12 protein-coding genes and 1 pseudogene are annotated in these 12556 nt (G+C 62.2%); 8 read left to right on the top strand and 5 right to left on the bottom strand.

All coding sequences use genetic code 11. From position 1 onward, the window contains the following. The first annotated feature begins 116 nt into the window (after positions 1-116). The 6 genes and pseudogenes from A9D13_RS02805 (at position 117) to A9D13_RS02785 (ending at position 3834) form a co-directional block, all read left to right on the top strand. Complete coding sequence (locus A9D13_RS02805) at positions 117-575, top strand: MarR family winged helix-turn-helix transcriptional regulator (protein WP_066769800.1); 459 nt, start codon at positions 117-119, stop codon at positions 573-575. Between the two features lie 235 nt (positions 576-810). After that, entirely contained in the window at positions 811-1542 is a 732-nt protein-coding gene (locus tag A9D13_RS02800; protein ID WP_066769792.1) for a class II aldolase/adducin family protein, read from the top strand. A 98-nt stretch (positions 1543-1640) separates the two neighbouring features. Beyond that, positions 1641-2375 carry an SDR family NAD(P)-dependent oxidoreductase gene (locus tag A9D13_RS02795; RefSeq protein WP_066769791.1) on the top strand — a complete coding sequence of 245 codons (735 nt, stop codon included), beginning with the start codon at positions 1641-1643 and terminating at the stop codon, positions 2373-2375. Between the two features lie 120 nt (positions 2376-2495). Continuing rightward, a pseudogene (locus A9D13_RS21390) lies at positions 2496-2675 on the top strand (TetR/AcrR family transcriptional regulator); the annotation flags it as partial. A gap of 24 nt (positions 2676-2699) precedes the next feature. Then, entirely contained in the window at positions 2700-3086 is a 387-nt protein-coding gene (locus tag A9D13_RS02790) for a hypothetical protein (RefSeq protein ID WP_229665481.1), read from the top strand. Between the two features lie 37 nt (positions 3087-3123). Beyond that, positions 3124-3834, top strand: a complete 711-nt coding sequence (locus A9D13_RS02785; RefSeq protein ID WP_156521896.1) for a glutathione S-transferase family protein — start codon at positions 3124-3126, stop codon at positions 3832-3834. 24 nt (positions 3835-3858) lie between these two features. On the opposite strand, the gene A9D13_RS02780 is transcribed toward A9D13_RS02785, so the two are convergent. The 5 genes from A9D13_RS02780 to A9D13_RS02760 all read right to left on the bottom strand — a co-directional run bounded on the left by A9D13_RS02780 (position 3859) and on the right by A9D13_RS02760 (position 9942). After that, positions 3859-4719 (bottom strand): pirin family protein, encoded by an 861-nt coding sequence (locus tag A9D13_RS02780; RefSeq protein ID WP_082922049.1) that lies wholly within the window; start codon positions 4717-4719, stop codon positions 3859-3861. A gap of 42 nt (positions 4720-4761) precedes the next feature. Then, positions 4762-5547, bottom strand: a complete 786-nt coding sequence (locus A9D13_RS02775) for an SDR family oxidoreductase (RefSeq protein ID WP_066769781.1) — start codon at positions 5545-5547, stop codon at positions 4762-4764. Positions 5548-5578: 31 nt separating this feature from the next. After that, a complete protein-coding gene (locus tag A9D13_RS02770) occupies positions 5579-6142 on the bottom strand; it encodes a YceI family protein (protein ID WP_172808076.1) in 564 nt (187 codons plus the stop codon). Positions 6143-6316: 174 nt separating this feature from the next. Next, complete coding sequence (locus A9D13_RS02765; protein WP_066769769.1) at positions 6317-7585, bottom strand: MFS transporter; 1269 nt, start codon at positions 7583-7585, stop codon at positions 6317-6319. 2 nt (positions 7586-7587) lie between these two features. Beyond that, a complete protein-coding gene (locus tag A9D13_RS02760; RefSeq protein WP_066769768.1) occupies positions 7588-9942 on the bottom strand; it encodes a TonB-dependent receptor in 2355 nt (784 codons plus the stop codon). 232 nt (positions 9943-10174) lie between these two features. On the opposite strand from A9D13_RS02760, the gene istA reads away from it, so the two are divergent. Beyond that, positions 10175-11668 (top strand): IS21 family transposase, encoded by a 1494-nt coding sequence (gene istA / locus A9D13_RS02755; RefSeq protein ID WP_011950768.1) that lies wholly within the window; start codon positions 10175-10177, stop codon positions 11666-11668. Beyond that, positions 11665-12432, top strand: a complete 768-nt coding sequence (gene istB / locus A9D13_RS02750) for an IS21-like element ISSsp5 family helper ATPase IstB (RefSeq protein WP_007686288.1) — start codon at positions 11665-11667, stop codon at positions 12430-12432. The genes istA and istB overlap by 4 nt, the downstream gene beginning before the upstream one ends. Positions 12433-12556 lie beyond the last annotated feature (124 nt).

The following is a 12556-nucleotide window of genomic DNA, read 5'->3' as shown; positions in this document are numbered from 1 at the left end:
GGATCCTTCCCCAATCCTGTAACCGCCCCCTAAACGGTTGGTATGCCGGCCTTGAATCCGCTAAAGCGGCGGACGAGAGGCGACGCCAGCCACCTTCGCTTCGGAGAGCCGAGCCCATGTCCCTGCAGCTTTTTCCCACCCGCAGCCTTGGCTACCAGGTGCGAAGATGTCACCGCCGGTTCGATCGACTGCTCTCCTCCCGGCTGGCACGTCACGGCCTCGACACTGGCTTCTGGTATTACCTTCGCGTGCTGTGGCACGGCGACGGAGTTAATCAGAAATATCTGAGCGACGCGACGGGCGTGGCTGAAAACACCACAGCGAAACTGATCACTGCGATGGAAAAGCGCGGCCTGGTCACACGAACACGGGATCGCATAGATCGCCGCCAATTGCTCATCGCGCTTACCGACAGCGGCCGGGCTCTCGAACAGGAGCTTCTGCCATACGCCGTTGAAATCAACAGCGCGGCCACCAAGGGGATCGAGCCAGAAGACGTCGAAACGTGCCTCTCGGTACTCAACCGCATGTCGGAAAATCTCGAGCGCGAATTGTTGAGTCAGCCGGAAGGCTGACACTGGCATCTTTCAGCCGGCCACAACCTCCACAACGACAGATTGACATTCCCAATTAATGTGTGCACATCCTATTTTCCCTTTGCGGGCAACGATGTCGTCGGGCGGCTCAATTCCGGTTTTGCGAGCAGGCCACGAATATGCGCATTTTCGCGCTTTGGGCTGCGATGTCGCACGTATCGGGCAAGGACCTGCACGATCGGGATATCTAGCCACGAGAGAGGTTAACATTCAAATGGACATCGGCGCTTTGACAGACTTGATCGAAAAGCTGGTGGTGGCCAACCACATCCTCTTCGACCACGGGGTCGTCGATGCCTTCGGCCATATCAGCGCCCGCCATCCGGCCATCGCCGACCGGTTCTTTCTCGCCCGCAACCGCGCGCCGGGCGCGATCGAGCCAGGCGATATTCTGGAATTCGACCTGAGCGGGGAGACGGTCCAGCCGACCGGGGAACGCGTCTATCTCGAGCGGTTCCTGCACAGCGAAATATACCGCGCCCGGCCCGATGTCATGGCGATCGTGCACAGCCACTCGCATTCGATTGTGCCATTTTCGGTTCTGGAATCGAAGCGGCTGCAGCCCATCTTCCATATGGCTGGGTTCATCGGCACACAGGCGCCGGTTTTCGAAATCCGCGAACGGTTCGGCGAATGTACCGACCTGCTGATCCGCGATCGCGCCAAGGGTGCCGAATTCGCGAAGTGTTTTGCGAACCACGACATCGCCCTGATGCGCGGACACGGTTCCACTGTCGTGGCGGATTCGATCGAACGCGTTGTGTTCCGGGCCGTTTACGCCGAAATCAACGCGCGGATGCAGTTCGCTGCTGCCTCGGTCGACAGCTTCAAGCACCTGACCGAGCAAGAGGCGCGCTCCTGCATGGAGACCAACGAAGGCCAGGTGGAACGGCCCTGGGCCCTGTGGGCGGAACAGGCAGCCGCGAAGCGAGCCAGAAAGGACTAGCGCAGACGTGATAAGCCGTTCATAACCGGCGGCTGAAACAAACAGGATATACGGTTGCTAATCCTTTTGTTCGGGAGATATTGGGAGAGGGTTGACTGATGCAGGAATTTGGCGGGAAAGTCGCGCTCGTCACGGGTGCCGGCAGCGGGATCGGCGAAGCGACCGCAAGGCTGCTTTTTGCGGCAAACGCGCAGGTCATGCTAAGCGATCTCAACCTCGCCGGCGTTGCGCGCTACATTGATACGCTTGGGTCGGAAGCAGGCAGCGTCGCGCACGACGTTTCCGACGAAACGCAATGGCGCCGGGCCGTGGACCTCACCGTCGAACGGTTCGGACGCCTCGACATCCTGGTGAATTGCGCCGGGAACGGTCTCTTCCAGTCGCTTCTCGATGCCGATGCGGCGGCGTTCGATGCTGCGGTCAACGTCAACCAGCGCGGCGTTTTCCTCGGCCTGAAGGCGACGACAGAAGCCTTGAAGGCGACGCGTGGCTGCATCGTCAATGTCGCTTCCGTCGCCGGATTGAAGGCATCGCCCGGAACCTTCGCCTACACGGCCACGAAATTCGCCGTCCGCGGCATGACACGCAGTGCGGCGCTCGACTTGGCGCCATTCGGGATCCGGGTGAATGCCGTCCTGCCTGGCCCGATCGATACCCCCATGTTCCGCGCGACGCCCATTCCCGGCTTCAGGGAAGCAATCGCCCAGGCAACGGCGTTGAAGCGCATCGGTCTGCCGGAGGAGGTGGCCAAGGCCATCCTGTTCCTCGCTTCGGACGACGCAAGCTATATTACCGGCGCGGAACTCGTGGTGGATGGCGGACTTTCGGCTTGAAAACACGCTAGGGACGGTAAACTTGTTTCCGCGAATCCGACAAGGCATAGGGGGCCACTTCCTGCCAGGAGAGCCTTTGCCGAAGGCAAGAGAGCGACCAACCAGAGGTACGACCCGAAAGTGGAAATAAGCCAAACTCTTGAAAACAAACGACTGGCGACACGGGACAAGCTCCTTAAGGCTGCCATCACGCTTCTCAAAAGCGGAGGGCACTCCGCGCTTCGCTTCAGCGCGGTTGCCGATCTGGCGGGAATTTCGCGCGGGGGCCTGCTGCACCATTTCCCGACCAAAGAGGCACTTGTTGCCGCCGTCTTCGAAGTCATCGTGCGCGAGCAGGAAACCGACAGCCTCAAGAGAATCGAATCCTTCGACGGCGGGGACATTCTGCAAGCCCTGATCGACGACGCGACCGCTCGGTTCTTCGATGAATGCTATGACGTCGTTCTAGATATCCTGACATCATGCCCCGACAACGCGGACCTGCAGGTTCGACAAGGCAGCCTCGAAACCGAATTCGGGGATCAGGTGCTTCGCGGTTGGGAAGGTCGCATCGTCGAAGCTGGTTACGCGCCCGAAATGGCGCATGACATCACCTTGTTCCTGTGGAATCTCGTGCGGGGACTGGCGGTGAGAAATCTCGTGGTCGCAGATCCCCGGTATTGCGAACAGGTCATCTCTTTCGGCAAGCGCCTGATCCTGGAAGCCGCATAGGCGCGAGCAGATTTCAACGCAGGGCCTGAAGTTCCGTGTGGACGATTTGTTCGGTCGGGATCAGCAGAGAATTTCAGACATTGCCGCCAGAAGATACAGAAATAAGATCGGACCGACATTTATGAAACTTTACACCTGGGACACGCCGAACGGACAGAAGCCAGTTCTCCTGCTCGAGGAAATCGGCGCACAATACGAGATTGTCCCGGTCAATATTCTGGAGGGCGCTCAGGACGACGAGACTTTCCGGGCGGTCAATCCCAACGGCAAGATTCCGGCTATGCGTGATGCCGATCTGGTCATTTTCGAGTCCGGCGCGATCCTGCTTCATTTTTCCGAAAAGTCCGGCCGCTTCATGCCGCAGGACCCGGCAGCGCGCATGACCGCCCTTTCATGGATATTCTGGCAGGTTGGCGGACTAGGGCCGATGGCCGGACAGTGGGGGCATTTTGCCCGCCGCGAAGAGCGCGATGCATACGCGGAAAAGCGTTATCTTGACGAAACTCTGCGCCTGCTTGCCGTGCTCGAAAAGGGGCTGGAGAACGATGGCTGGCTAGCGGGGGGCGCGTACACGATCGCCGACATGATGGCATGGCCCTGGGCCAACCCGCTCCTAGGCATGTTCGGCGCCAGCGGGGCAATCGGCGAGGGCGAATTTCCGGCCGTCAGGCGCTGGGCGGAAGCGATCGCCAACCGCGAGGCCACCGTTCGCGGAATGGCGAAGCTGAAAGTCGCGATCGCCGGCTGAGAAGGTCTTGGGCCGCTGCGCGCATCAATGCGGCAGCGGCTCCAGACGGCCCATCGCGCCGGACTGGTATCGGGCCGCCGCCGCCCGTACCTGCGCACCGCTCGTCATGATGAACGGCCCGTATTGCACCACCGGCTCGTTGAGCGCCTTGCCGCTGAGCAGGACGAGTTGCGCACCCGATGGCGAGGCAATCTGCAGCACCCCGTTTCGTTCAGGCGCGCTGGCGGCAAGGTAATCGCCCTGCCCGAGATCCCGCATCGTGCCGGATGCCGAGAGCCGCGCCCCACCACTGACGCAATAGGCGACAAGGTTGTGGCCGCTTTCGAGCGGAACGTCGATCACGTCGTTCGCCGCGACGGCCATGTCCAGCAAGCGCACGGGTTCGACAGGTTGAACCTTCGATGACGACGCCCCATGATCGCCCACGACCACGCGGATCCTGCTGCCGCCGCCTGTAATCTCTTCAGGGATCTCGGCGCCCGATGCGCGATGGATTTGCGGTGGCGTTTCCTTTGCGGCCGCGCTCAGGTTGATGAAGATCTGCAAGCCGCGGACCTCCCGGCCATCCTCATCGGGTAGCTCATCGTGCTGCACGCCGGCGCCCGCCTGCGTCCAGACGATGCCGCCCGGACCGACCACGAAATCGTTGCCTAGCGAGTCCCTGTTGCGCAGACCGCCGGAGCTGTCTTCGAAGACGTAGGAGACTGCGGAAAAGCCCGCATGGGGATGCGGCGCAAAGGTCACCGTGCGCATCCGGTAATCGTCGAAGGCCACGATCGGATCGGCTGCGCCGCCAAGCAGCGAAAGTTCGATATGGCGGGCAGAAAAGCCGGACCCCAAGGTCATCGCTTCGGCTTTGTGAACGGATGAAAGCAGAATAGTCATGACAGGAAAGTCCTGATGGAATGTGGGCCGGGGGAGGATCGCTCAACCGACAGCTTCAGGGCCAACTGGGGACAATCCCAGCGAACGCAAGGTTCGCAGCATTTCGGCCTTGTCGGCGCTGGCATAGTCCGTCGCGTCCGCGTCGGGACGTGCGGCTATGCCGGCAGAGGCGAGGCCCACCTGCTCATTGGTCAGCCACTGCGGATCGATCCGGCGTCGCGAACGCGTAACGACCGGCCCGAGGATTTGCGATACCACGCGGTGCCGGCCCGCAACCTCGGCCGACAGCACGCGGCGCATCATCAGCAGGCCTGCCTGGGACATGTTGATGATGGATGCCTTGGGGACGGCCTTCACCGAGGCGCCACCAAGGATAAGCTGGTAAGTGCCGTGCGCGGGCAGACGCGGGCTCCACGCGCGCGCATTGGCGAAGTGTGCGGTCGAGACGTCGATGAAATAGCGATGCCATTCCTCGAACGGGACGTCCCACAGGTACTTGCCCTGCCACCATCCGCCGAGCGCCGCGACGACGTCGGTCACCGCCCCATGATCTTCGACAATCCTGTCTGCCAGGGCTTGCGCCCCGTTGAAGGTGTCATAGACGCCCGTCACGAAGCTCAACCTGTCGGTTTCCGCAATGTCCGCGATGGCTTCGCGAAAGCGGGCGATCTTGCCGTCGGTCCGCGAGGGAACGGTCACCTGCGCCCCGGTCTTCAGCCATGCGCGGACGATGCCTTCCCCTACATCGCCGGTACCGCCGGCGACCACGACGTGACGATCCTTGAGATCGGGGTATTGCAAGGACTCTGCTTCGCCGGACGTTTCCATGAATTCACCTCTTGCTTTCCGGTTTGCCTCGTTACGCCTTGGTAAAGGCCACATTTATATCGAGTTGGACGCGATCGCCCACGACAGGGAGCCCGGTTTCGAACCCGAAATCGCTGCGCAGGATGGTCCCCGTGGCGTGGCAGCCGAAAGTGAGAACCTTGGCCTGCGGGTCGTCGCCGGCACCGACGAACTCGACCGTGAGGTTGACCGCCCTGGTAACCCCCTTGATCGTCAGCTCGCCGGTCACTTCGGCGCCGGTCGGCCCGGTCTGCCTCACCGACCTGGAAACGAAGCGCCCTTCCGGAAATTTCCCGACGTCGAAGAAGCCTTTCCCGCGCAGGTGGCCCTGGAACATCTGGCTCGTTGCGGTGAGCCCGGCGGTGTCGATGACGATCTCCAGCTCTGTGCTGGCGAGGTCGGTGGGATCGACGGTGATCGTACCGCTTTTCGCACCGAACTGGCCCGAGAGGGTCGAAAAGCCCATGTGGTTGAGCTTCCAGGTCACCTGAGTGTGGTTGGGATCGGCATTGTACTGCCCGGGAAGAACCCTTCTCGGATCGGGTGCTCCGGGCAAGGCGTTCTGGCTGTCTTGCATCGGTATCTCCTTGGCCATCCAGCGGTCGGGCTGGATTGTCAGAGCGAGAAACCGGCCTGCTGCCGTTTCGGTTCCACTTGCAGACCGTCTATCCGGTTGTTCGTTTGGATTCTGCGCCGGAATGGGAGCAAGGCAGCGCCCGGGCCACAAGGACCGGCTCGCACCAGCCGCGCTTCAGGGACGGACCCTCGCGCGCTTGATGCCGGCAGCGAAAGCTGGAAGCGCGCCGATCAGGCAGACGCAAGCCGTCAGGATAAGGGCAGGATGCCATCCCGACACATGCTGCGGATCGATCAAGGCACCAATGGCCGGCGGAGAAACCAGCCCGGCCAACGTAATCGCCGACATGACGACGGTGACGAGCGCATTCTTGTGACCTTCTCCCAGCTTGCCGAGCGTCGCGGCGATCGGAGAAAAGACGCCGATCGGCAGACCGGTCGCGAGGATCAGCAGGACGATCAGCAAGGGGATCGATTCTTCCACCTGAAGCGCGGCCAAGGCGAAAAAGCCGGCACCGCCGCCCAACATGCACAGCGCCTGCACGATAGAGCGTGCGCGGTCGGGATTGTCCTGCGCCAGGATCCGTGTCGCCAGGGCCGACAGCAGCACCAGTCCCCCCTGTCCCAGGAAAACCAGTGCGATCATCCAGCCGCTCTGTTTCAGCGAAACACCGGCCATGTCGCGCAAATAGGCGGGGAGCCAGCCCACGGTAAAGCCGACGACCCAATAGGCGCAAAAGCCCATGCAAATGTTCGCAAGCACCTGGCGATTGCCGAGCAAGCTTAGAACGTTGGTGCGCAGAGCGGACTGCGGTTGTCGGCCTAGACCGTACGATCCGTCCCGTAAATGTCCGAAGGGACCGTCTCGCCCGACCGCAAGCCAGCCCGCGAGGAAGCAGGCGCCGACCAGGGCGCACACAAGAAAGGCGCTGCGCCAGCCATATTGCGCGATGCACCAGGTCAGGCCGGGTGCCGCGATCAGAGCGCCGACAGTTCCGCCGACAATCACGATCGAAGCGGGAAAATCGCGTTTGTCGTCGGGGAACCAGTCGTGAACCATGTTGAGAGCGGTCGGCGTGCCGCCGCCCTCGCTCGCGCCAAGGACCAGACGACTGCCGATCAGGACCGGCAGGCTGGCAAAGAACACGACCGGCATGAGCGCGATCGACCACATCGCCAGCATCACGGTCATGATCCAGCGCGGTGCGAAGCGGGGGGCAGCCAGGAATGCCACGGCAATGCCGCCAAGGCTGAACGTGGCATAAAGCGCACCGGCAACCAGTCCGAACTGCGCCGCGGTCAGCTGCAGTTCGGCCATGATCTGCTCGGCCGCCAGGCCGACCACCGCCTTGTCAGCCTGGTTTATGCCTTGGATGCAGGCCAGAAGCAGGACGATGGACCAGGCCCGCCGCCTGCTCGCCGACAAAGCATTGCCGCGCCCCACGTCTAGTAACTTGCGCTCAGACGGATGCCGATCTGACGGCCACGGCCCACGAAGGCGAGGAACGATCCCGGAACCAGCGGCGTTGCGGTGCCGTATTCCTTGTACAGCACATTGCCCAGATTGCGCCCGAACAGCGACGCTGTCACGCGGCCCCCGGCAAAGCCCAGATCGGCATGGGCATCGATGCTGGCATAGCCCTTCTGGTCGCCCAGCGGATCGTCGTTGAGACTGGTGTTATAGCGCGAGCGGTAGACCACCGAGACCCCCGCCTTGGTCGTCAGATCGCCGATCTCTCCCGCATGCTCGACACCCAGCGTGCCCGTGAACTTCGACGCGAACGGCGTGGGATGGCCCGACAGATCCTGTCCGCCCAACGCTGCAGAGCAGGTCCCGGCGAGCGTGCCCCCGACGGTGCAGGTCGCCCCGGGATAATCGAGATATTCGGCATCGAGATATGTCCCGGTGCCGGTCACGCGCCATGCGTCGTCAGGAGTCCAGGCGAGGTCGAGTTCGGCCCCGCGAGTGCGGGCCTTGCCGGCATTTGTGGTGAAGATGGATGTGCCGACAAAGACACCGGTCTGCAGATCCTTGAACGTCGTGCTGAACAGGTTGAACGCATAGGACAGGCGGTTATCCGCCACCCTGCCCTTGATGCCCGCCTCGAACGAGGTTGCCTGCTCGGGCCGGAATTGCGCATCCTGCGGGTTGGCGCCGCGAGCCACCGATCCGTGATAGAAGACATCGACCCCGCCCGCCTTGTCGCCCTGTACGAACTTGGCATAGAGCATGGTGTCGTCCGGCGTGCGGTATTGCACGATGACTTGCGGCTGAAAATGTTCCTCGCGCGTCTTGATGTCGCTGAACGAGTGCGGGATGCCGCCCAGCACCCCCGTATACAGTCCGTTGAGCGAAGGGTTGATCTGCGAGACCCCGGCGCTCAGCGGCGTGTCGAAGGTGATTCCACCGAAAAAGTTCGCCGCCAGCGCCGCCTGGTCGGTCGTCCGTCGCAATATGCTGTAACGACCGCCGGCCGAAACCGAGAGGCTGGGGTCGAGTTGAATCGTCAATTCCCCGAACAAGGAGTAACTGCGCGAATCCTGGTTGGCCGTGCTGACCCGGGTGAAAGGCGCGACAGGCAGACTATAGGCGGCCAGGTCGAGCGGCTGGAAGCTGTAGAAGTCGTAGGAATCCGACTGGAAATATCCCCCGACCAGATAACGCACCATGCCGGCTTCGCCGGACAGCCGCAGTTCCTGGCTGAACTGGTCGTACCGCTGATCGAATGTCGGGATCACCGTCGGCGCATTCGATCCGTTGCTGGAAGCGGAGCCTTGATGATTGACGGTGTAAGCGGTGGTCGAAACGAGTTCGGCTCCGCCGAGGTCGAAGACGACATCGCCCTGATAGATCTCTGCGTTGAGGGCGGCGTATTCCTCAATGAAGAATGGCGCGACGTTGTAGTTCACATTGCGCCGATCATCGAGGACCACGTCCGGCATCTGCCGGATCGGGACGACGGACTGGGTGATCGGCTGCGACGTTGAACCCTTGTCGCGCACCCGGTCAACTTCGGCCTTGAGATTTATCGTGACCGACCCAGAAGGTGCCAGCCTGAGCGATCCGCGCAGCCCCCAGTTGTGGAAGGTCGGCTCCCACCGGCCGTTGCCCGCGTTGTAGATCCAGCCGCGATCGAGATCCTGGTAAAAGCCAGCGACCCGCAGGCTGGCATCGTCGCCTAGCGGCGCGGTTACGCCGCCCTGCACCATCACCTCATTGTTGTTGAATTCGTACGAGACGGACAGATCAGCCGCCAGATCGCGGCCCGGCTTGCGGGTGACCATGCTGATCGCGCCAGCGGTGGCGCTGTTCCCGTAGAGCAGCACTTGCGGTCCCTTAAGAACCTCGATCCGTTCGATATCGTAGACCGGGATGCGAGCCTGGAAATCGCGCGCGAAAGACACGTTGTCGACGAATTTGCCGACCGACTGCTCGAAGGATGGATTGCCGGCACTGCCGAAACCGCGGAGGAAAGTCAGCGGCTGGTTGGCGGCAAGCGAGAGGGTAAATGACGGGGCGAGCGCGACCAGATCGGTCAGCCGGGCGATGTTCTTGTCCGCCAGCTCCTGGCTCGAGAGAACCTCGATCACGGCCGGGACATCGCGCAGGTTTTCGGACTTCTTGCGGGCCGTGACGATGATTTCAGTGCCGATCTGGCTTGCATCGTCGGGCGTGCTCTCCAGGCCATCGGCATCATTGGCGACCGGCTGGTCCTGAGCCTGTGCCTGCCCGGCGATCGCAATCACCGCCAGCGAGGTGCCGATCGCGAACGCACGAATTCCATGCCCCTGACCTCTCATAACCCTCTCTCCTTGGCTGTCGTATGACTTGTTATTGGAACCAAGCTTTAATCTGCACGTTCAGGGCGTCAGGAAAAACCGTACGCCCGGTTTGTAACCTTGCTTGTGCATGTGAGAACGGCGGAGCAATATTCGACCACGGTAGCGGCGGGATAGTCCTGCTGCGGGCGGCGTAAAAGTCGTCCACCTTGAAGCCTTTCTGCCGAGTCAGGGAGGTGTGGGGATCTACAGCGTGGAACTTTATCTTCAGGTCCGTCTGGCTTGCGCGGATGGCATGAGCCAACGGGCGGCGGCGAAGCGTTTCAATGTGTCGCGCGAAACGGTACGCAAGATGCTGTCGTTTTCATCGCCGCCGGGTTACCGGCGCCAGTCCGTACCGCAGCGCCCGAAGCTGGACGGGTTTGTGGCGATCATTGATGGATGGCTTGAGGGTGACCGCAGTGTCCCGCGCAAGCAACGCCATACGGCGAAGCGGGTATTCGACCGTTTGCGCACCGAGCATGGTTTCACCGGCGGCTATACGATCATCAAGGATTACATCCGGGAGCGCGAACAGCGCAGCCGGGAGATGTTCGTGCCGCTGGCGCACCCTGCGGGAGATGCGCAGGCCGATTTCGGGGAAGCGCTGGTGGAGATCGGCGGGGTGGAGCAGAAGGCCTACTTCTTCGCGCTCGATCTGCCGCACAGTGATGCCTGCTATGTGCGGGCCTATCCGGCGGCGGTGGCGGAGGCCTGGGTGGACGGACACGTGCATGCCTTCGCGTTTTTCGGCGCGGTACCGCGCTCGATCGTCTATGACAACGATCGCTGCCTTGTGACGAAGATCCTGCCCGACGGCACGCGGCAGCGTGCCACGCTGTTCAGCGCTTTCCTGTCACATTACGTGATCCGCGACCGCTATGCTCGCCCGGGCAAGGGGAACGAGAAAGGCAATGTGGAGGGGCTGGTAGGCTATTGCCGGCGCAACTTCATGGTGCCGATCCCGAAGTTCCCGACCTGGGAGGCGTTCAACCTGTGGCTGGAGGAGCAATGCCGCAAGCGCCAGCAGGACAAGGTGCGCGGGCAGAGCGAGACGATCGGTGAGCGGCTGCAGCGCGATCTCGCGGCCATGCAGCCTCTGCCCGCTACACCCTTCGAGGCCTGCGATCAGAAAGGCGGGAGGGTCTCCTCGCAATCCCTGGTGCGCTACAGGACCAACGATTATTCGGTTCCGGTGGCCTGGGGCCATCAGGAGGTCTGGATCAGGGCCTATGTCGATGAGGTGGTGATCGGCTGCCGCAGCGAAGTCATCGCCCGTCATCCTCGTTGCTATGCCCGCGAGGAGGTTGTCTTCGACCCGCTCCATTATCTCCCGCTGATCGAGCAGAAGATCAACGCATTCGACCAGGCTGCGCCTTTGCAGGGCTGGGACCTGCCCGAAGCGTTCACGACACTGCAGCGGTTGATGGAAGGGCGCATGCACAAACATGGCAGGCGCGAATATGTGCAGGTACTGCGCCTGCTGGAAACGTTCACCCTCGCCGATCTCCAGGCGGCGGTCGAACAGGCCATCGATCTTGGCGCCATCGGCTTCGATGCCGTCAAGCACCTCGTCCTGTGCCGGATCGAACGCGTACCGCCCAGGCTGGACCTGGACGTCTATCCCTTCCTGCCACGCACCACGGTCGAGAAGACCTTTGCCAGAGCCTATCTGAGCCTGCTCTCCGACCGGCAGGAGGCCGCATGAGCGATCAGGCCCCGGAGATCCTTCTCGCTCACCATCTCAAGGCGCTCAAGCTGCCTACGTGCCTGCGTGAGCATCACAAGCTCGCGCGGCAATGTGCCGCTGAAGGCGTCGATCATATCCGCTTCCTCGCCCGCCTCGTCGAGATGGAAATGATCGACAGGGAGCGTCGCATGGTCGAGCGGCGCATCAAGGCCGCGCGCTTCCCCGCCGTCAAAAGCCTCGACAGCTTCGACTTCGCCGCCATCCCCAGGCTCAACAAGATGCAGGTGCTCGAGATGGCGCGCTGCGAGTGGATCGAGCGGCGTGAGAACGCCATCGCTCTGGGGCCATCAGGCACCGGAAAGACGCACGTAGCGTTGGGGCTCGGACTGGCAGCATGCCAGAAAGGACTGTCGGTGGGCTTCACCACCGCGGCAGCGCTGGTCAGCGAAATGATGGAGGCCCGCGACGAGCGCCGTCTTCTGCGCTTCCAGAAGCAGATGGCCGGATACAAGCTGCTCATCATCGACGAACTGGGCTTTGTGCCGCTCTCCAAGACCGGCGCCGAACTGTTGTTCGAGCTGATCTCCCAGCGTTACGAACGCGGCTCCACCTTCATCACCAGCAACCTGCCCTTCGACGAATGGACCGAAACCTTCGGATCTGAGCGTCTCACAGGCGCGCTCCTCGATCGCCTGACCCATCACGTCAGCATCCTCGAGATGAACGGCGAAAGCTATCGCCTCGCGCACAGCCGGGCCCGCAAGGCCAAAACCAGACCCTGAAAATTACACCAATGCCGGGGGGAGTGGCCCTCGGGCTACGCCCTCACGCCACTCCCCCCGGCATGTAACACGATGGCCTGGTTTTACGCCGCCGAATGGCCGACTTTTGCTCCGCCGTTGACAG

Origin of the sequence: Croceicoccus mobilis (genome assembly GCF_001661965.1) — a bacterium.
GTDB lineage: Bacteria > Pseudomonadota > Alphaproteobacteria > Sphingomonadales > Sphingomonadaceae > Croceicoccus > Croceicoccus mobilis.
The sequence above is the reverse complement of the archived record's forward strand: the minus strand, read 5'-3'. Positions and strand labels throughout refer to the sequence as shown.